Below are 20,080 nucleotides of genomic sequence, written 5' to 3' on the forward strand. Positions count from 1 at the left end.
CAGCGACACGCCCACGTCACGGCGTGTCGCTGTCCGAAACTCACCGCAACTCAGTCTTCGGAACGCCGTTTTCGGGCAGGCATCACAGACTACGCCCGCCCAACGGCCGGCTCAGGTGGGTTTACCTCTGAGAGGGGAGGGGCGCGACCGTGGAGCGTCTGCGCCCTATAACACTCCTGTTGCCACTAGTGGTGCGTGATTGCGGGTCTGGTGTAGGTGGCGGGCGGGGATAAGCCGGGTGAACCGATTCGGCGGGCCGCCCATCCCTCCTCGGAGTCGGGCGGCCCGCTGTGTGCCGGTGGCGTACGGCGCTGTGGTCGCTATGGGCCCTCCGGGGAGGTTCCGGCCTCGGCCGACGCTACCCAGCGTTGCCGACTGCAGGCCGCACGGCCCCTGCCCGAACCCTTGAAGGGGGCTTTCGCCATGAACACCATCCCACAACCGCTCTCTCTGCCCGCTCTGCCGACGCCGACCGTCCTCGCAGCGGTCACGAGCCCGCCGCAGCCCGCAGCCACGGCATCGCTGGCAGCCCAGACCACCATCCCCGTGGGGAACACCCCGTTCCGGCTGGCGGCCGCCCCGAACGGACGCGTCTACGTGACCAACTTCGGCGCGAGCACCGTGTCGGTGATCGATTCGACCACCAACATGGTCATCGGCTCCCCCATCCCCGTGGGGGTATGGCCGCGCGGGGTGGCGATCGCGAACGGGCGCGCCTACGTCGCCAACTCGAACTCGAACACCGTGTCGGTGATCGATACCGCCACGAACTCGCTGGTCGGCTCGCCCATCCCCCTCGCAGGCGGCCCGTTCGGGGTGGCAGCCGCCCAGAACGGGCACGTCTTCGTCACCCAGCAGGACTCGAATACGGTGTCGGTGATCGACTCGGCCACCAACATGGTCATCGGCTCCCCCATCCCCGTGGGGGGTGTCCCGCGCGGGGCGACGGTCGCCCCGAACGGACGCGTCTACGTGACGAACTCCAGCCTCAGCTCGAACTCGGTGTCGGTGATCGACTCGGCCACCAACATGGTCATCGGCTCCCCCATCCCCGTGGGGAGCGGCCCGGCCGATCTCGCGGCCGCCCCGAACGGCCGCGTCTACGTGGCCAACTTCACCGCGAACACGGTGTCGGTGATCAACTCAACCACCAACATGGTCATCGCCACCATTCCCGTGGGGACCGGCCCGGCCGGGGTGGCGGTCGCCCCGAACGGGCACGTCTACGTGACGAACGGCAACGCGAACTCGGTGTCGGTGATCGACTCGGCCACCAACATGGTGATCGGCTCCTCCATCCCGGTGGGGAACGGCCCTACCGGCGTCACGGTCGCCCCTAACGGGCGCGCCTACGTCGCCAATCAGAACTCGAACACCGTCAGCGTGCTCCTCCCGCCCACGCTCACCGGTATCAGCCCGGTACAGGGCAGCGCCGCCGGCGGTACGCAGGTCACCATCACCGGCACCGACCTGTTCGGCGCCACCGTCACCATAGGCGGCCAGCCGGCCACCAACCTCTTCTACAACCTCGACGGCACCGCGCTCATCGCCACCACCCCACCCGGCGCACCCGGCCCCGCCACCGTCACCGTCACCAACCAGATCGACAGCGCGAGCCTGCCCGGCGGATTCACCTACGTCTCCCCCGCCACCACGCTGACCGCCACCCCGGCCGTCATCCGCCTGAACCTGTCCACCGGGCAGTTCTACATCCCCACCCTCAGCGCAACCCTGACCGACCAGATCGCCAACACCCCCATCCCCAACCAGACCATCACCTTCACCGCCAACCCGGTCACCGGGCCCATCACCCTCGGCACCGCTGTCACAGACACCAACGGCACCGCCACCCTCACCAACACCATCGTGTCCCCCACGCTCATCACCACCAACCAGTACACCGCCACCTTCGCCGGCTCCCCCGGCCATCCCGCAGCCGCCACGACCGCGCCCCTCGCCTACAGCCCCATCTGACACCCAGCTGAACCGCGCACACCGCGGGCCCGGCGATCACCATCAACGGGTCCGCCCGGTGGGCACGGTGGACCCCGGCGCGGAGGCCCCTGCGCGACCGCCACTGAGCGGAGCCGCCACCACCCGCCCCCCTTCCCACAGCCAACGACCTCCTGCCACCCGCCCGCCATCAGTCGTCAGTCGTCCGCCGCGCCCTCGGCGATCGCCGCCGCCACCTCCCCCGTACGCGCCGCCTCCTCCGCCCTGAAGCGCCGCGCGTCGAGCCGGTCGGCCAGCTCCTCGTCCTGGGCCATCAGCTGGTCGAGGTCGCCGTCGCCCAGCTCCAGCACGCCCAGGTCGACATACGCGCGCCGCAGCCGCGCGCCCCACAGCCCGATGTCCTTCACACACGGCACGATCCGGCTGAACAGCAGCTTGCGGAAGATCTGGAGCTGCGGCGCGCGTTCGGTGTACTCGTGGGCCTCGGCGCTGGAGATGCCGAGGTTCTCCAGGACCTCGACCCCGCGCAGCCGGTCGCGCATCAAGTAGCAGCCCTCGATGACGAATTCCTCGCGCTCGCGCAGCTCCGCGTCCGTGAGCTGCCGGTAGTAGTCGCGCAGCGCCATCCGCCCGAAGGCGACATGGCGGGCCTCGTCCTGCATCACGTAGGTGAGGATCTGGCGGGGCAGCGGCTTGTCCGTGGTGTCGCGGATGAGCCCGAACGCGGCCAGCGCCAGGCCCTCGATGAGCACCTGCATGCCCAGGTACGGCATGTCCCAGCGGGAGTCGCGGAGGGTGTCCCCGAGCAGCGCGGCCAGGTTGTCGTTGATCGGGTAGAGGGTGCCGAGCTTGTCGCGCAGAAACCGGCTGTAGATCTCGGCGTGCCGCGCCTCGTCCATGGTCTGGGTGGCGGAGTAGAACTTGGCGTCCAGGTCGGGGACCGACTCCACGATCCGCGCCGCGCACACCATGGCGCCCTGTTCACCGTGCAGGAACTGGCTGAACTGCCAGGCGGCGAAGTGGTGCCGCAGCTCGCCCTTGTCCCGCTCGGTCATCTTGCCCCAGTGCCGGGTGCCGTGGAGGGGCAGGGCATCGTCGGGGGTGCCCAGCGGGTCGTACGGGTCCACCTCCTGGTCCCAGTCGATCCGCTTCACGGCGTCCCACTGCTTGTCCTTGCCCTTCTGGTAGAGGGCGAGCAGCCGTTCGCGGCCATGGCCGTAGTCCCAGCTGAAGCGGGCCGCCCCGGTGGCGGGCACCTGCCACTTCGGATCCCCGGGGTCCATCGCGTAGAGCTCCTGCGTCGACATTCGACGCCTCCTTCGCCTTACTCGCTCCCCCGTACACGAATGGGAAAACGCGGGCTCACACGTCTAGTACGGCCGAGCCATATGCCGCTCGAGGATCGGTCGAGCGTATCGGCGGCCCGCTCTCCAGGCGGGCTTGACGCGGCCGTACGCAGGGGATTGACGTGCTTGCTGACACAGCGTCTCATAAGATGTATCCGCCGGTAACCCTCCCGGCGGCCCCGCCATGACCGAGGTGCCAAGCATGACGACCACGATCCGGCCCACCGCGCCACGCGATGCGCTCGGGCTGCTCAAGGACCGCGAGGCTGTGGCCGAACGGCTGCTGAAGTCCTCCGCCCGGCACTCCTTCGATCCGGACACCGAGCTGGACTGGGACGCGCCGTACGAGGAGGGCATGTGGTTCTGGCCGCCGGAGCTGCTGTCCCTGTACGACACGCCCATGTGGCGGCGGATGTCCGAGGAGCAGCGCATCCTGCTGTCCCGGCACGAGTTCGCCGCGCTGCTCTCGCTCGGCATATGGCTCGAGGTCATCCTGATCCAGCTGCTCACCCGCCATATCTACGACAAGCCCTCGACCAGCGCGCATGTGCGCTACGCGCTCACCGAAATCGCCGACGAGTGCCGTCACTCGAAGATGTTCGCCCGGCTGATCGCCAAGGGCGGCACCCCCGCCTATCCGCCCGCCCCGCTGCACCACAACCTCGGCCGCTTCTTCAAGACGGCCTCCACGACCCCCGGCTCCTTCACCGCGACCCTGCTCGGCGAGGAGATCCTGGACTGGATGCAGCGGCTGACCTTCCCCGACGAGCGGATCCAGCCGCTGGTGCGCGGCGCGACGCGGATCCATGTGGTGGAGGAGGCGCGCCATGTGCGGTACGCGCGGGAGGAGTTGCGCCGCCAGATGGTGTCGGCGTCCCTGTGGAAGGCGGAGGTGACCCGGCTCGGCTCGGGCGAGTTCGCCCGGGTGTTCGCGCGCGCCTTCGTCAACCCGCAGGTGTACACGGACGTCGGGCTCGACCGGCGCGCGGCGGTCGAGCAGGTGCGGGCGAGCGCCCATCGGCGCGAGGTGATGCGTACGGGCGCGAAGCGGCTGACCGACTTCCTCGACGACATCGGCGTGCTGCGGGGCGCGGGGCGCCGGTTGTGGCACAGCTCGGGCCTGCTGGCGTAATCGCACGCAGGGGCGGTTACGCTGCCAGGCATGACCTCAGGCAGCGGCACCGCCCCGGCGCAGCCGGCGGCGACAACGACCCGTGCCGCGGCGTCGCCCGCAGCACCCGACACGCCGACATCCGACACGCCGACTTCCGACACGCCGGCGGCCGCGGCCCGCCGCGCCACGCGCCCCGCGCGCCGGGGCGCGTATCGCAGGCTCAGCGTGGAGGAGCGGCGGGCCCAGCTGATCGCCGCCGCGCTCGGGCTGTTCGCCCATCGCGCGCCCGAGGACGTCTCGCTGGACGACGTGGCCACCGCCGCCGGGGCCTCCCGGCCGCTGGTCTACCGCTACTTCCCCGGCGGTAAGCAGCAGTTGTACGAGGCGGCGCTGCGCAGCGCCGCCGATGAGCTGGAACTGTGCTTCGCCGAGCCCCGGAGCGGCCCGCTCACCGTACGGCTTGGCCGGGGGCTCGACCGCTATCTCGCCTTCGTGGACGAGCGCGACGCGGGGTTCAGCGCGCTGCTGCAGGGCGGCAGCGTCGCCGACACCTCGCGGACCAACGCGATCGTCGACGAGGTGCGGCGCGCCGCGGCCGATCAGATCCTGCTCCACCTGGAGGTGGCGGAACCGAGCCCGCGGCTGCGGATGATGGTGCGCACCTGGATCACCGCGGTCGAGGCCGCCTCGCTGATGTGGCTGGACGAGGGCAAGCAGCCGCCGATGGCGCAGCTGCGCGACTGGCTCGTCGACCACTTCGTCGCGCTGATGGCCGCCACGAGCGCGAGCGACCCGCAGACGGCGCGGGTGCTGCGCGCGGCGCTGGCGCTGGAGACGGCGGAGGGGCAGGCCGGGGCGCTGGCCCGGGGCGTGATGCCGGTGCTCGGCGACGCCTCCCACCTGCTGTGAGACGACGCCTCCCGCCTGCTGCGAGGCGACGCCTGCCACGTGCTGTGAGACTGGGCCGGTGAGAAGCGAGGAGACGCCCTTCGTGGGCGGGCCGCTGGACGGCCGGGTGCTGCCGGTGCTGGTCGGGATGACCGGGCAGCCGCCGAAGACGTACGAGGTGCCGGTGCCGGACGAGGGCGGCGGCCCGCCGACGGTGTACGTCTACCGCCGGGTGCCGGCCGCCACATCGCGGCGGCTGGGGCTGGTGCGCGGGTGGCGGTACGAGTACGACCCGGAGGGCAAAGCGCAGGGCGGGCTGAAATGGCCCTGGTCAAAGCCCGGCTGACGGTACGCCATCGGCTACGGCCGCACCGCCCGACGCCACCACCGCTCGTACAGGCATACGACGGAACGGGCGCACGGATCGACCGCCGGACGGGTGACCGTATTGGCCCGACTCGCGGATAATTCTCCTGAATATACGACTGGCCATGTCACGATCGCCCCGAGGTCGACTCGTCGAGCCCGGAGGTGAACCCGTGTCAGGACGCATCGTGCGATCTGTCTGCGCGGCGGCGCTGACCGCGGCCACCGCGCTGGCCGCGCCCGTCCCGTCGGCGCCGGCCGCCGCCGCGCCCGCCCCTGCACCCGCGCCCGCGCCCGCCGAGCAGTCGGTCGCCGAGCTGCTGACGCAGCTCAAGGCGCTGTACCGCAAGGCCGAGGAGGCGAGCGAGGCGTACAACGCCACCGAGGAGAAGCTGCGCAAGCAGCGCGCCAAGACCCGGGCGCTGGCCGCCGCCCTCGTCCGCACCCGCGCCGACCTCGCCATCAGCCACGACGAGGCGGGGCAGCTGGCCCGCGAGCAGTACCAGGGCCGCACCCAGCTCTCCTCGTACCACTTCCTGATGGCGCTGCTGTCCCGGAGCCCGGACCAGGTCACCGAGCAGACGCGCGAGCTCGGCCGGGCCGCCGACCGCCAGGCGATCCTCGTCGAGCGGCTGACCAGAGGGGAGGCACATGCGGAAAGGCTCGCCAAGCAGGGCCGGGCCGCGCTGAAGAAACAGCTGTCCCTCGCGACCAAACGGAAGAAACAGCAGGACAAGGTCGAAAAACGACTCACCGCCATCGAGCGGACCCTGGCCTCATTGACCCTCCGCCAGCTGCGCGAGCTGCAGGAGCGGGAGTACGAGGAAACCGAGAGGGCACAGCGGGAACTGCTCGCCTCCGGGGTCCTCGACCCGCCGGTGGACGACACCACGGGCGACCCTTGGGACATCGACACCGGCAGCCGCACCAACCGCGGCAGAGTCCCCGGCCCCAAGGCCGAAGACGCCCCGAGGGACACCCCGTCCGATGCCCCCTCCGACGCCCCGCCGGACGCCACCGCGGACCCCGGGGACACCGGCACCGCCCCGGAGCCGAAGCCGGAGCCAATGCCGGAGCAGGAGCCCGAGCCGAAACCGGAGCCGGAGCCCAAGCCGGAGGAGAGCGAAGAACGGCCCCCGCAGGGCAAGGAGCCCCCTCGCAAGACGCCCGGCCACCGCCGCACACCCCGCCGCCCCTCCTCCTCCGTGGTGGCCGGGCAGCGGGCGCTGAAGTATGCGCTGAACCAGATCGGCAAGCCGTATGTCTGGGGCGCGGAGGGGCCGGGCTCCTTCGACTGCTCGGGGCTGACCTACCAGGCGTGGGCGCACGCCGGACGGCCCATTCCGCGCACCAGCCAGGAGCAGTGGCGCCGCCTGCCGCGGGTGAAACTCAACGAGCTGCGCCCCGGCGACCTGGTGATCTACTTCAAGGGCGCCACCCATGTGGCGATCTACGCGGGCAACGGCATGGTGGTGCAGGCACCGCGCCCGGGCGGTCGGGTCAAGCTGTCCCCGCTCGCCTCCAATCCGCTGCGCGGCGCCGTACGCCCGACAGCGCGCGGCAAGAGCAAGGGCTGACTCAACCCACCTGCTCAGCGGCCTCGCTGGCCGCATCAACCGCGTCGGCCGCATCAGCTCCCGCATCCTCGGCGCCCTCGGCCTCCTCGGCGGCACCCGCTGCCTCCGCCTCCTCCGCCTCCTCCAGATACGCCGCGGTCTTGTCCGGCTCGTAGAAGAAGTTCTCGAAGTCGGCCGGGTCGTCGAAGCCGTTGGCGAAGCGGTGGGCGACCGCGGGCAGTTGGCCCGCCGCGCCCAGGAGGCGCACGATGTGGTCGGGCGGCGGGGCCAGCATCGCGTTCGTCCACTTGGTCACATGCCGCGCCGTCGCCCAGAACCGCGCGAAGGTCCGCCGCATCCAGGCCGCGTCGAAGGGCCCGTCGCCGTGTTCGACGATGCTCGCCAGGTACGAGGCGGCGCATTTGGCCGCGGAGTTTGAGCCCTGGCCCGTGAGCGGGTCGTTGGTGACCACGACATCGGCCACCCCGAGGACGAGCCCGCCGCCCGGCAGCCGGCCGATGGGGTCACGGACGGTCGGGGTGTAGCGCCCGGACAGCGTGCCGCCCGCGTCCGTCAGCTCGACCCGGGTGGCCCGCCCGTACTCCCAGGGCGTGAACCACTCCATCAGCTCAAGGGTCAGGGCCAGATGCTCGGAGGGGTCGGTGACGCCGTCGAAGACATCGGCGGGGCCGCCGGGGATGGCCTCCCAGAACAGGATGTCGGCCCGCCCGGAGGTGGTCAGGGCGGGCATCACGTACAGCTCGCCCACGTCGGGCACCAGATTGCAGCGCACCGCTTCGAGGTCGGGGTGTTCCAGCCGGGGGGCGAGGCCGTGGACGTAGGCGACGGCGAGGGCGCGCTGCGGGGAGGTGTACGGGGAGCGGGCGGCGTCCCGGCCGAAGAGGGAGCCCAGTTCGCCCTTGCCCGCCGCGACCAGCACCAGGTCGTACCGCTCCGCGAGGAAGTCGATGTCGGAGACGGCCGCGCCGTGGATGACCAGCCGGCCGCCGCGCCGCTCGAAGGCGTCCATCCAGCCGGCCATCTTCAGCCGCTGGTCGACGGACTGGGCATAGCCGTCCAGCTCGCCCACCCAGTCGACCAGGCGTGGATGTCCCAGCGGGGTGACGGGGCCGGCGACCGAGACGCCCAGGCCCTGGATGCACGGGGCCTGCTCCTCCCAGAAGTTGATCTCCAGATCGCGCTCGTGCTGCAGCGCGGTGTGGAACATGCACTGGGTGGACATCACGCGGCCGACGCGGATCTCATCGGCCGTGCGGTTGGACAACAAGGTGACCTCGTACCCCTGGGCCTGGAGCCCCAGGGCGAGTTGGAGCCCGGACTGACCGGCCCCGACGATGAGCATCCTGCGCATGGCGGGGCCGGGTCACTCGGGCGAGATGTCCACGGCGAACCTCACCAGCGCCAGCAGTGCGTCGACCACCGAGATGCGATTGCGGGCATCCATGATCACCACGGGGACCTTCGCCGGCACGGACAGCGCGTCCCGCACGTCCTCCGGCTCGTACACCGGGGTCCCCTGGAAGTGGTTGACCGCGATGACGTACGGCAGCCCGCAGCTCTCGAAGTAGTCCAGCGCCGGGAAGCTGTCCTCCAGGCGGCGGGTGTCGACCATCACCACGGCGCCGATCGCGCCGCGCATCAGGTCGTCCCACATGAACCAGAACCGCTGCTGGCCCGGTGTCCCGAACAGATACAGCACCAGGTCGGAGTCGAGCGTGAGCCGGCCGAAGTCCATCGCGACCGTCGTGGTCAGCTTCTGCGGGGTCGCGGCGAGATCGTCCACGTTCTCGCTGGCCCGCGTCATCAGCGCCTCGGTCTGCAGCGGTGTGATCTCCGAGACCGAACTCACGAATGTCGTCTTGCCGACGCCGAAACCCCCCGCGATGACGATCTTGGTGGCGATGGGCGCCCGCGAACGGTCGTCCTGCCACCCCTGGAGTGCCTCGTCGGCCCCCGGTATCTTCGGCACCCCTATCGGTGCCGCCGTCATCGTCGTCTCAGAGTCTGCGAAGTCCACTGAGCACCCTTTCGAGCAACGCGCGATCCGGCTGTCCGGGGCCCCGCCCCGTGCCGTACACGCGGATCTTTCCCTGGTCCGCGAGGTCGCTGAGCAACACGCGCACCACACCGAGCGGAATCTTGAGCAGCGCGGAGACCTCCGCGACCGAACGCATCCGACGGCAGAGGTCGATGATGGCCCGGATCTCCGGCACCATCCGGGAGGCCGGCCCGCTGAGCGCGGGCTCGACCGCCCCGTCCGGGGTCTCCAGCGTGGCCACGAAGGTCTCGACCAGCAGCACATGACCGGACCGGGTCCGGCCGCCGGTGAGCGAGTACGGGCGTACGCGGCCGGCCTTGTAGGACGCCGACGTCACTGGGCGGACTCCAGGGACCGGCGCAGTTCGGTACGGAGTTCGGGGGTGAGCACATGCCCGGCCCGGCCGACGAACAGCGCCATGTGGTACGCGACCACGGTCATATCGCAGTCCGGTGTGGCGTGCACGCCCAGCAGCGAGCCGTCGCTGATGGACATGACGAACAGACTGCCCTGGTCCATCGCGACCATCGTCTGCTTGACGACCCCGCCGTCCATCAGTTTGGCCGCGCCCAGCGTGAGGCTGCCGAGGCCGGAGACGATGGTGGCCAGGTCGGCGCTCGACCCCTTGGGGCCGTCCTGAGCCGTCGGGTCGGCGGCCGCCGCGGCGTGCCGCGCGTCCGAGGACAGCAGCATCAGCCCGTCGGAGGAGACGACGGCGACCGAGCGGACGCCGGGGACCTCCTCGACCAGGTTCGACAGCAGCCAATGCAGATTACGGGCCTCGGAACTCAACCCATACGTGCTACTGGGCGCATTCACCTGCGTGCCTCCTCAACCGTGCCACCCTCGTCCTGCGCCCCCGATTGTCCCCGCTGCCGCTCCCCCGCCGCGCCGCGACTCGCGATTTCGGCCTCGGCATCGCGGCGTCCCTGGCGCGCGCCCTTCTGGAAACCGCCGAGCCTGCGCCGCAGTTCCTCGGCGTTCACCGCGCCCGTGCGCTCCTGGGGATCGGTGTCCGGCAGGACCACGTTCCTCGGGGTGCGCTTGGGAAGTCCCTTGTCGGTGAGGCGCCTTCCGCGCGCCTCCGCCGCCTCTGCTTTTTCCGGGGTCCGCTGGCCGGGCACCCCGGACAGCGCGGTCCCCGACCCGTCCGGGGTCGGCTGCCCGTCCTCCGCGTCCGGTGCCGCCGTACCGCGCTTGGGCAGCTCGGGCTGACCGGACACGCCGGGCGCGGCGCCGGGACGGGTGTGCTCGGCGGGCTCGACCAGATACGCGCCGGTGACCGATCGCGTGGAGCCCATGGGCTCGGCCGGTGCCGAGCCCTCGGCGGGCCCCCAGGCGTCGGCGCCGACGGGGCGGATGCCATGGCCGCCGATCGTGTCGCCGCCGCTCCGCTGGACCGGCCGGCGCGGGTCGGGGACCTGCTCGCCCCGGTGCCCGGAGAGCTGGATGGTCCGCTCGGCGGCCTCCACCAGCGGGTCCGGGGTCTGCTTCGGGGCGCGCCGCGGAAGCATCGGCAGCGTGCCGCCGTCCGACGGGCCCGGGGCCGGGTGGCCGCGCGGCGGGGTCGGGTCGGGGGCCATCTCCAGGCCAGGGCCCGTCTCGACGCCACGGCCCGTCTCCACACCGCGGCCCGTCTCCAGGCCACGGCCCGCTTCCACGCCACGGCCCGTCTCCAGGCCGGGGACGGCCGTCGCAGCGGAGTCCGCGGTCCGGGCGCGCGGCTCCTGGGCCGGGTCGTCGGCCGACGAGCCGGGCAACGCCCCCACCGACGGTCCGAGCGCCGGGGTGGCCGCCGGTCCGGCCGGCGATCCCGCCGGGGCCCCCTGGGGGTTCGCCGCCGTACGGGCCGGGCCGCCGGAGCCGTCCCCCGCGCCCGGGCGCGGCAGCCCCAGGCGCCCGCCGCGGCGGTGCGAGAGCGTCCGGGGCGACTCCAGATCGGCGGCGGAGGTCCCGGAGGCGGACGCCCCGGCGAGGGCCGGACGGGACTGTCCCTGAAGGGTGTTGGAGTTGGCCTCGGCCACCGAGCCCGGGAAGGACGGCAGCGAGGTGCCGCCGTACGAGGACCCCGCGGGCGCGGCGGGCGGCAGCCCGGTGCCGGGCGGACCGGCGGGCAGGATCTTCGTCGGGAGGACCACCACGGCCGCGACCCCGCCCGGCTTCTGCTCGCGCAGCTGCACCCGTACGCCGTGCCGCGCGGCCAGCCGGGTCACCACGTACAGACCGAGCCCCAGCGGGTCCTCGGGCTGCGGGCCCTGGCAGTACTCCGGCACCGGGTCGGCCAGCCGGTTGTTGAGCTCGACGAAGCGCTCGGGCGTCATGCCGATGCCCTCGTCCTGGACGGAGAGCATGACCTCGCCGCTCTCCAGCAGCCAGCCGGAGATCTGCACCAGGGTGTCCGGCGGCGAGAACGTCGTCGCGTTCTCCAGCAGCTCGGCGATCAGGTGGCTGATGCTGTCCGCCGCGTACCCGGCGACCTGGGCCTGCTGCGGCAGGGCCTGGATCTGCACCCGGTCGTACCGCTCGACCTCGCTGATCGAGGCGCGCAGCACATCCAGCAGCGGCACCGGCCCCGGATGCGCGGCCTTGTTCTCGGAGCCCGCGATGACCAGCAGGTTCTCGCCGTAGCGGCGCATCCCGGTGGCCAGGTGGTCGAGCTGGAAGAGGGTCTGGAGGCGGTCCGGGTCCTGCTCGCGCTCCTCCATCTCCTCGATGATGGTCAGCTGGCGCTCGATCAGGCCGAGGGTGCGCAGCGCCAGGCTGACGAAGCTGCCGTGGACGCGGGCGCGCAGACCGTCGAGGCGGGTGGAGACCTCGTCCCGCTCGCGGCGCAGCTCGGACCGCTCGTCGGCGAGCCGCCGCCGCTCGTCGACCAGGCGGGCCCGGTCGGCCTCCAGCTTCACGGCGCGCTCGTGCTCGCGCACCGCGGCCTGGTGCATCTGGTTGACGGCCCGTACGGCGTCCGCGAACTCGTCGTTGCGGCCCTTGAAGGCGATCGGCTCCTCGGCCACCGGGTCGCCGGCCACCCGCCGCGCACCGAGCCGCAGCGCGGCCAGCGGCCGGGTCAGCGAGCGGGCGGCCTGGATGCTCATGCCGATGGCCAGCAGCAGACAGGCGCCGAGGATGCCGATGCCCACCTCGAGGTCGGTGACCTCGTCGTCGCGCAGCTTCTCCAGATGCTCGATCTCGGCGGTGGCCAGCGAGGACTCGACGCCGCGCATCCGGTCGATACGGGCGGACAGGCTGGACTCGACGCGCTCGTCGCCCAGGAACAGATCGGTGTCGGAGAGCTGGGGCTGGTCGGTGAGGCGGGCGATATAGCGCTCGGCGGCGGTGACCTCGGTGCCGTTGACGGTGCGGGCGTAGCGGTCGCGGACGGAGGCCGGGGCGAGCTGGTTGAAGTCGGAGAGCGCGGACTGCTCGCGGACGTTGGTGCGCTGGGCCGCCGAGGTGAGCTTGGGCTGGCTGCCGCCCGCGGCGAGCGCGCCGAGCAGCAGCCCGCGGGTGGCGGATGCCTCTTCCGTGGCGCGGCCGAGGGGGGCCAGCGCGGCCGCGGAGCCGTCGTCGGCGCCGTCCCGGAGCTTGCGGGCCAGGGTGTCGGCGAGGCCGCCGAGGGCCTGGATGGTCTCGGTGTAGCTCTCGTACACATCCAGCGCCGAGCCGCTGCCGGTCAGCGCCTGCTGCCGGACCTTGGGCAGCGCGTCCAGCAGCCGCCGCACCTCGGCCGGGGTGCCCGGACCGACCTCCTTGACCTGCCGGTCCACCCGGGCCCGCTGGCTCTCGGAGACACCGGCGCCGGAGGCGGAGTTACGGCCGGCCGCGACGTACTCGATCATGGCGTCGCGCTCATCGGCGAGGGCGTGGGCGAGGGTCACCGCACCGCGGTTGGTCTCGGCGAGGTCGACGAGCTCCTGGGCGTCGGTGGTGTCGTCCAGTGCGCTGAGGACGGCCGGGGCCCCGGCCCCGAGAACGGCCAGCGAGACGACGGCGACGGACACGGCCAGCCGATTACGGACCCGTGCGGTGCTGCGCTGCGGCGACGCCTCCTGCTGGGGTGGCTCGCCGCCCTGCTCATGGTTGCTGCCCCGAAGCCGCTTCTTCCGCACCGGTGCTCACAATCTCTTCTCGCCCGACCCACTGTGGTTCAGAGGTGACGACGGTTCAACAATTGTGTGTTTCCCCACCTCTGGTAGGGGTTCCGACCCTTTCAGGACGACTTCGGGACGGGCATACATCACCCACCCCACCGCCCGAACGAGTGAACCGCATTGCGTAGTTGACCACCAAACTTCGGTCGCGGGCCATACCCTCCTTCAACCTTTCACGGGTTGGAAATCACCAGACCTCCTGGGAAGATGCTCCCTCACACATTCCCGCAACCGTCAATTCCGGCCAAGCCTGGACAAGCGGGGCGACTAGGGGGTGACGGACCCCGATCCGGCAGACTGACCGGATGCGCATCGAACTCGCCACCGCCCCCGGTGATCCCCGCGTCCCCAACGAGGACTACGCGTCCGTAGCGTTGCCCGCGTCAGGCCAGGGCGGGGTGCTGGTGGTACTGGACGGGGTGACACCGCCCGAGGAGGACTACGGCTGCGTCCACGGCGTGCCCTGGTTCACCGCCCGACTGGGCGGGGCACTGCTCGAACTGTCCGGATCCCACCGGGATATGCCGCTGGCGGATTGCCTCTCCCGCGCGATCGAACGTACGGCCGAGGCACATGGCTCAGAATGTGACCTTTCTCACGTTAGAACGCCTCAGGCGACAGTAGTCGCGGTGCGGTGGGACGCGGAGCGGGTCGAGCATCTGGTGCTCTCCGACTCCGCGTTGCTGATCGAGCGTACGGACGGTGCGGTCACGCCCGTACTCGACGACCGTATCGACCAGTTGATCGCCGCGGGACGCCGGCCCCTGGCCCCGCTGCGCAACGTCGAGGGCGGCTTCTTCACCGCCGCCGCCGACCCGGCGGTCGCGCGGCGGGCCGTGACCGGCACCTCCCCCCGCGCGGGGATACGGGCGGTGGCGGCGCTCACCGACGGGGCGGCGCGGTGGGTGGAGGTGTTCCACGAGGGCGACTGGGCCGAGTGCTTCGCGCTGCTGCGGAAGGAGGGCCCGCAGTCGCTGATCGACCGGGTGCGGGCGGCGGAGGACGCCGACCCGGAGCGCATCGCGTTCCGGCGGGGCAAGACGCATGACGACGCGGCGGTCGTCTTCGCGGAGTTCTGAGGGGTTCCAGCGGACTTCGTCCCCCGAACGCCACACCCGCGTCGCCGGGTCGGCGGACCTTGCCGATCCTGACGTACATGAGAGGCCTACTCCTGCGGCGAAGCTGTGTCCTGCCCGGGCTCCTCGGTGACCTGCACGGAGTTCAGCCGGTGCAGCAGCCGGGCGAGTTCGGCCACCTCGCTGCGCTCCCACGCCGCGAGGCGGCGCGCATACCGCGCCCGCCGGGCCACTCGCACCCGACGGAACCGAGCACGCCCCTCATCCGTCAACTGAACCAGGAAGGCCCGGCCGTCGGCGGGGTCGGGGGTCCGGGCCACCAGCCCGAGGTCCTCCAGTGCCCGCAGCTGGCGGCTCATCGTCGCCTTGCCGACGCCGAAGTAGGCCGCGAGATCCGTGGCCCGCTGCTGTCCGGCGTCTTCCAGCCGCATCAGCAGTCCATACGCGGCGGATTCCAGTTCGGGGTGGACTTCCCGTGCCAATTCGCCCGAAGAGGCGCGGGCGCGGCGAAGGAAAACCGCCAATTCGCGTTCCAGAGCCAGGAATGCATGGTCTACACCAATTCCGCCCATGGTGCGTCCCTCACCCCCCTCGGGGGGCATTGCCCCGTTGTTGTGCACGTCAGAGCCCTCTCCGGATTTTCACGGCGTGAAATTTTCTTTCAGACGCGGCCGTCGCCGCAGCTCCGTCAGTATTTCGCAGGATTAGACCAACGGCAGCAACCCAGCCCCCTTCCGCGCCGCGTATCTACGCCCGTAGCGTCCTGTCCTACCTGACATGGCCATACCAATGACACGTGCACCTCTCCCCACACGAGGCCTTCGGAGGCACGCCATGCCCAAGCACAGACCTGGTACGACCCGGCGCACCCTGACCGCGCTCATCGGCATTCTCGCCGGTCTCCTCGCGATGAGCTTCACGCTCTCCGGTACGGCTTCGGCCGCCCAGGGCAAGAGCGGAAAGGCCATCCCCCACCCCGAGGACGACTGGGCCGGCTCACAGATACTCAAGCACGAAGGCGGATCCACGACCGGTGAGGAGCCGAAGGGGCTGCTCGCCACCGTCGAAGGCGTGGACGTCAGCAGCCACCAGGGCAACGTCGCGTGGGCGACGCTCTGGAGCAGCGGAGTCCGCTTCGCCTACGTCAAGGCGACGGAAGGCACCACGTACACGAACCCGTACTTCGCTCAGCAGTACAACGGTTCGTTCAACGTCGGCATGATCCGCGGCTCGTACCACTTCGCCCTGCCGGACAACTCCAGCGGCGCGGCGCAGGCCACGTACTTCGTCAACCACGGCGGTGGCTGGTCGAAGGACGGCAAGACGCTCCCCGGCGCGCTCGACATGGAGTACAACCCCTACGGCGCGACCTGCTACGGCAAGAGCGCGAGCGCGATGGTCAGCTGGATCAAGGACTTCAGCAACACCTACAAGTCGCTCACCGGCCGCGACCCGGTGATCTACACCTCGACGAGCTGGTGGAAGAGCTGCACCGGCAACTCCAGCGCCTTCGGCAGCGTCAACCCGCTGTGGATCCCGCGCTACGGCTCCTCCGTCGGTGAACTCCCGGCCGGCTGGGGCTTCCACACCATCTGGCAGTACACCTCGTCGGGCGCGACGGTCGGCGACCACAACAAGTTCAACGGCGCGATCGACCGAGTCCAGGCCCTCGCCAACGGCTGACGTCCCCCCGCGTCAGCCCTTGAGCCCTTCGGCTCTTCGGCTCTTCGCCCTCCGGTGTACGGACCCTGCTGTCCGTGCGCCGGGGGCGTCGGCCGTTTTGGCCCACGGGCGTTTGGGGCCCACGGGACACGGACGGCCCGGAACTCCCGTGCGAACGGGAGTCCCGGGCCACCGCACCGGTGGCGTCCGTCACGCCGCCACCGGAACCTCCGGGGTGACCGGGGCGGCCGCCGGGGTGAGGGCCAGTTCCAGGACGCGGCGGACGTCCGAGACCGGGTGGACGTCGAGCTTGTCCAGGATCTCGGCGGGGACGTCGTCGAGGTCGGGCTCGTTGCGCTTGGGGATGATCACGGTGGTCACCCCGGCCCGGTGCGCCGCCAGCAGCTTCTGCTTGACGCCGCCGATGGGCAGCACCCGCCCGGTCAGCGAGACCTCACCCGTCATCGCGACGTCCGGGCGCACCTGGCGGCCGGAGAGCAGCGAGGCCAGGGCCGTGGTCATCGTGATGCCCGCGCTCGGGCCGTCCTTGGGCACCGCGCCCGCCGGGACGTGCAGGTGGATACCGCGCTCCTTCAGGTCACCGACCGGAAGCTCCAGCTCCGCGCCGTGCGAGCGCAGGAACGAGAGCGCGATCTGGGCGGACTCCTTCATCACGTCGCCCAGCTGACCGGTGAGGGTCAGCCCCGCGCCGCCCGTCTCCGGGTCGGCCAGCGACGCCTCGACGAACAGCACGTCCCCGCCCGCGCCGGTGACCGCGAGCCCGGTCGACACGCCCGGCACGGCGGTGCGCCGCTCGGCCGGGTCCTGGGCGGACTCGGGGGTGTGGTGCGGGCGGCCGATCAGCGGCCGCAGCTCGTCGGTGCCGATCGTGACGGGCAGCTTCCGCTCGCCCAGCTCGTGCTGGGCCGCCACCTTGCGCAGCAGCCGCGCGATGGACCGCTCCAGGGTCCGTACGCCCGCCTCGCGGGTGTACTCGGCGGCCAGCTTGCGCAGCGCGTCGTCCTCCAGCACCACCTCGCCCGGCTCCAGGCCGGCCCGCTCCAGCTGCCGGGGCAGCAGGTGGTCGCGGGCGATGGTGACCTTCTCGTCCTCGGTGTAGCCGTCCAGGCGGACCAGCTCCATGCGGTCGAGCAGGGCCTCGGGGATGGCCTCCAGGACGTTGGCCGTGGCGAGGAAGACCACGTCGCTCAGGTCGAGTTCGACCTCCAGGTAGTGGTCGCGGAAGGTGTGGTTCTGCGCCGGGTCCAGGACCTCGAGCAGGGCCGCGGCGGGGTCGCCGCGGTAGTCGGAGCCGACCTTGTCGATCTCGTCGAGGAGGACGACCGGGTTCATCGAACCCGCCTCCTTGACGGCCCGTACGATCCGGCCGGGCAGCGCCCCGACGTACGTACGCCGGTGGCCGCGGATCTCCGCCTCGTCGCGGACGCCGCCGAGCGCGACGCGCACGAACTTGCGCCCCATCGCGCGGGCGACCGACTCGCCGAGCGAGGTCTTGCCGACGCCGGGCGGGCCCACCAGGGCCAGCACCGCGCCGCCCCGCCGGCCGCCGACCACGCCAAGCCCCCGGTCGGCGCGGCGCTTGCGCACCGCCAGGTACTCGGTGATCCGCTCCTTGACGTCCTCCAGGCCCGCGTGGTCGGCGTCGAGCACGGCCTTGGCGCCGGCGATGTCGTACGCGTCCTCGGTGCGCTCGTTCCAGGGCAGCTCCAGGACGGTGTCGAGCCAGGTGCGGATCCAGCTGCCCTCGGGGCTCTGGTCGGAGGCCCGCTCCAGCTTGTCGACCTCCTTGAGGGCCGCCTCGCGCACCTTCTCGGGAAGGTCGGCGGCCTCCACCCGGGCCCGGTAGTCGTCGGACTCGTCCTCCGGGTCGCCGTTGAGCTCGGCCAGCTCCTTACGGACCGCCTCCAGCTGCCGCCGCAGCAGGAACTCGCGCTGCTGCTTGTCGACGCCCTCCTGGACGTCCTTGGCGATCGACTCGGCGACGTCCTGCTCCGCGAGGTGTTCGCTCAGCCAGCCGACAGCCAGCTTCAGACGCGCCACCGGGTCGGCCGTCTCCAGCAGCTCCACACGCTGCTGGATGGACAGGAACGGCGAGTAGCCGGAGTTGTCGGCCAGCTGGCCGACGTCGTCGATCTGCTCCACCCGGTCCACGACCTGCCAGGCGCCGCGCTTGCGCAGCCAGCTGGTGGCCAGCGCCTTGTACTCCTTGACCAGTTCGGTGACGGCACCGGGCAGCGGGTCCGGAACGATCTCCTCGACCTGGGTGCCCTCCACCCACAGAGCGGCGCCGGGACCGGTAGTCCCCGCGCCTATGCGCACCCGGCGCACACCGCGGATGAGCGCGCCCGGGTCGCCGTCGGAGAGCCGGCCCACCTGCTCGACGGTGCCGAGCGTGCCCATGCCCGCGTACGTTCCGTCGACGCGCGGCACGAGCAGGACGCGCGGCTTGCCGCCGCCGCTGCCGCTTGATCGCGCGGCGGCTTGGGCGGCCTCCACCGCGGCTCGTACCTCGGTGTCGGACAGGTCCAGCGGCACCACCATGCCGGGCAGCACGACCTCGTCATCGAGAGGCAGCACGGGCAGGGTGAGCGGTGTGGACGTCGAAGCCATGATCTCCCCTTCGGCAGGCAAGTTGAGCTATGCAGACTCAATGCGCGAAGGCCCGCCGATGTTCCCGGCCTCGTGTTCGCTCTGAGCGATCACCATCGCGGGGCGCTGACGGCGGAAGGTGAACCGCCGTCCCTTCGGTAAGCGATAGAGGGGCGTGAAACTGTTCCGCCCTGTGGGGGCAGACCGAAGCGACGGGGAGTTGCTGCGAGCCGTCGCGCGGGGAGACGCGCAGGCGCTCGCCGCGCTCTACGACCGGCACGCCGGCTGGCTGCACGCGCGCCTCACGCGCCGCTGCCCGGACCCCGAGACCGTACGCGAGGTCCTTCAGGACACCTTCGTCACGGCCTGGCGCACGGCCGACGCGCACCGCGGCGGCGAGGCGGGCGGCTGGCTGTGGACCATCGCGGCCCGCCGCCTCGTCGACGCCCAGCGCGCCGCCGCCCGCGCCGCCCGGGCCCAGGCCGCCCACGCCCGCCACCAGCCGGACCCGGCCCGCGCCACGGCCCCCTCCGCGGAGGAGCGGGCGCTCGACGCGCTGGAGTACGGCGACGTCGGCGCCGCCCTCGACCGCCTCTCCCCCGAACTGCGCGCCGTCCTGCGGGCGACGGTCGTCGACGGCCTCACCACCCGCGAGGCCGCGCAACTCCTCGGCATCCCCGAGGGCACCGTCAAAACCCGCGCCCAACGCGCCCGCAGAGAACTCCGCGCCGCCCTCACCGAGCGGCGCTCCACACCCCCGCACCTCCTGGACGCTCTCGGAGGCACCGCATGACACTCCGACGACTGATCAAGCGCGGCGGCCCCGCCCCCGCCTGGCATGTGACGCCCGCCCACGCGGCGTCGTACGCCGACGGCTCACTTCCGGAGACCGACGCATGGTCGGTCGAGAAGCACATCGAGTCCTGCGCCGCCTGCGCGGAACGCGTCTCGACCGCGGTCCGCGCGGGCACGGCGGCCCCCGCGCTGGCGGACATCCGGGCGGCGGTGCTGGCCTTCGCGGAGGCGGGGGTGAGGGCGAGGGCCGCGGCGGACGCGGCGGATGCGGCGGGCGCGGGGGCGTCCCCCGCGGCGGCGGGCGCGGCGCGGGATGTGGCGGGCGCGGCGCGGGATGTGGCGGGCGCGGGGGCGTCCCCTTCGACGCCCGCCTCCCCCCGGCCCACCGCCGTCGGCGGCACGGCCGCGGGGGCGGGCAGGACCGCCGGGGCCGGGACCCCGGACCTCGTCGCGGCCCGGGACACCGCCCCGTGCGCGCCGCCGACGGCAGCGGACGCGGTGGGCGCC

Annotated in this window: 17 protein-coding genes; 9 read left to right on the top strand and 8 right to left on the bottom strand. The window is 72.0% G+C overall.

Features of this window, described 5'->3' with window-relative positions:
* Positions 1-423 precede the first annotated feature (423 nt).
* A complete protein-coding gene (locus ACFV2X_RS53485) occupies positions 424-1,974 on the top strand; it encodes an IPT/TIG domain-containing protein (protein WP_385631113.1) in 1,551 nt (516 codons plus the stop codon).
* 176 nt (positions 1,975-2,150) lie between these two features.
* Here ACFV2X_RS53485 and ACFV2X_RS53490 read toward each other — a convergent pair whose 3' ends face one another.
* Positions 2,151-3,260 carry a ferritin-like domain-containing protein gene (locus ACFV2X_RS53490; protein ID WP_385631115.1) on the bottom strand — a complete coding sequence of 370 codons (1,110 nt, stop codon included), beginning with the start codon at positions 3,258-3,260 and terminating at the stop codon, positions 2,151-2,153.
* Between the two features lie 241 nt (positions 3,261-3,501).
* Here ACFV2X_RS53490 and ACFV2X_RS53495 point away from each other — a divergent pair, with 241 nt between their 5' ends.
* The 4 genes from ACFV2X_RS53495 (at position 3,502) to ACFV2X_RS53510 (ending at position 7,244) form a co-directional block, all read left to right on the top strand.
* Positions 3,502-4,431, top strand: a complete 930-nt coding sequence (locus ACFV2X_RS53495; RefSeq protein WP_385631117.1) for a diiron oxygenase — start codon at positions 3,502-3,504, stop codon at positions 4,429-4,431.
* 30 nt (positions 4,432-4,461) lie between these two features.
* Positions 4,462-5,322, top strand: coding sequence for a TetR/AcrR family transcriptional regulator (locus tag ACFV2X_RS53500; RefSeq protein WP_385631119.1), 861 nt, complete (start codon positions 4,462-4,464; stop codon positions 5,320-5,322).
* Between the two features lie 58 nt (positions 5,323-5,380).
* On the top strand, positions 5,381-5,647 hold the full coding sequence (locus ACFV2X_RS53505) for a hypothetical protein (RefSeq protein WP_089514259.1): 267 nt from the start codon (positions 5,381-5,383) through the stop codon (positions 5,645-5,647).
* A 208-nt stretch (positions 5,648-5,855) separates the two neighbouring features.
* The gene (locus ACFV2X_RS53510; protein WP_385631122.1) at positions 5,856-7,244 is read left to right on the top strand and encodes an NlpC/P60 family protein; all 1,389 of its coding nucleotides are present in this window, start codon (positions 5,856-5,858) and stop codon (positions 7,242-7,244) included.
* 1 nt (position 7,245) lies between these two features.
* Here the strand turns inward: ACFV2X_RS53510 and ACFV2X_RS53515 are convergent, their stop codons facing one another.
* Genes ACFV2X_RS53515 through ACFV2X_RS53535 form a run of 5 tightly spaced genes read right to left on the bottom strand, consistent with a single transcriptional unit; the run spans position 7,246 to position 13,388 of the window.
* A complete protein-coding gene (locus tag ACFV2X_RS53515) occupies positions 7,246-8,595 on the bottom strand; it encodes a styrene monooxygenase/indole monooxygenase family protein (protein ID WP_385631123.1) in 1,350 nt (449 codons plus the stop codon).
* A gap of 12 nt (positions 8,596-8,607) precedes the next feature.
* Positions 8,608-9,234: an ATP/GTP-binding protein gene (locus tag ACFV2X_RS53520; protein ID WP_385631126.1), complete on the bottom strand. Its 627-nt coding sequence runs from the start codon at positions 9,232-9,234 to the stop codon at positions 8,608-8,610.
* Positions 9,235-9,241: 7 nt separating this feature from the next.
* On the bottom strand, positions 9,242-9,619 hold the full coding sequence (locus ACFV2X_RS53525) for a DUF742 domain-containing protein (protein WP_014176462.1): 378 nt from the start codon (positions 9,617-9,619) through the stop codon (positions 9,242-9,244).
* Complete coding sequence (locus tag ACFV2X_RS53530) at positions 9,616-10,101, bottom strand: roadblock/LC7 domain-containing protein (protein WP_089514264.1); 486 nt, start codon at positions 10,099-10,101, stop codon at positions 9,616-9,618. The genes ACFV2X_RS53525 and ACFV2X_RS53530 overlap by 4 nt, the downstream gene beginning before the upstream one ends.
* Positions 10,098-13,388 (bottom strand): nitrate- and nitrite sensing domain-containing protein, encoded by a 3,291-nt coding sequence (locus ACFV2X_RS53535; protein WP_385631127.1) that lies wholly within the window; start codon positions 13,386-13,388, stop codon positions 10,098-10,100. Before ACFV2X_RS53535 ends, ACFV2X_RS53530 begins: the two co-directional genes overlap by 4 nt.
* A gap of 347 nt (positions 13,389-13,735) precedes the next feature.
* Between ACFV2X_RS53535 and ACFV2X_RS53540 the strand changes: the two genes are divergently transcribed.
* A complete protein-coding gene (locus ACFV2X_RS53540) occupies positions 13,736-14,509 on the top strand; it encodes a protein phosphatase 2C domain-containing protein (RefSeq protein ID WP_385631129.1) in 774 nt (257 codons plus the stop codon).
* Positions 14,510-14,595: 86 nt separating this feature from the next.
* On the opposite strand, the gene ACFV2X_RS53545 is transcribed toward ACFV2X_RS53540, so the two are convergent.
* Positions 14,596-15,078 (bottom strand): MarR family winged helix-turn-helix transcriptional regulator, encoded by a 483-nt coding sequence (locus tag ACFV2X_RS53545; protein ID WP_385631132.1) that lies wholly within the window; start codon positions 15,076-15,078, stop codon positions 14,596-14,598.
* 262 nt (positions 15,079-15,340) lie between these two features.
* On the opposite strand from ACFV2X_RS53545, the gene ACFV2X_RS53550 reads away from it, so the two are divergent.
* A complete protein-coding gene (locus tag ACFV2X_RS53550) occupies positions 15,341-16,189 on the top strand; it encodes a lysozyme (RefSeq protein ID WP_385631133.1) in 849 nt (282 codons plus the stop codon).
* A gap of 189 nt (positions 16,190-16,378) precedes the next feature.
* On the opposite strand, the gene lon is transcribed toward ACFV2X_RS53550, so the two are convergent.
* Complete coding sequence (gene lon / locus ACFV2X_RS53555; protein WP_385631135.1) at positions 16,379-18,799, bottom strand: endopeptidase La; 2,421 nt, start codon at positions 18,797-18,799, stop codon at positions 16,379-16,381.
* 154 nt (positions 18,800-18,953) lie between these two features.
* Here lon and ACFV2X_RS53560 point away from each other — a divergent pair, with 154 nt between their 5' ends.
* Together ACFV2X_RS53560 and ACFV2X_RS53565 are read left to right on the top strand one after the other, a co-directional pair.
* A complete protein-coding gene (locus ACFV2X_RS53560; protein WP_385631138.1) occupies positions 18,954-19,571 on the top strand; it encodes an RNA polymerase sigma factor in 618 nt (205 codons plus the stop codon).
* The coding region (locus tag ACFV2X_RS53565; RefSeq protein WP_385631139.1) for a zf-HC2 domain-containing protein at positions 19,568-20,080 on the top strand (513 nt) is incomplete at its 3' end. The genes ACFV2X_RS53560 and ACFV2X_RS53565, both read left to right, overlap by 4 nt.

Source organism: Streptomyces sp. NPDC059679, from assembly GCF_042734105.1.
GTDB lineage: Bacteria > Actinomycetota > Actinomycetes > Streptomycetales > Streptomycetaceae > Streptomyces.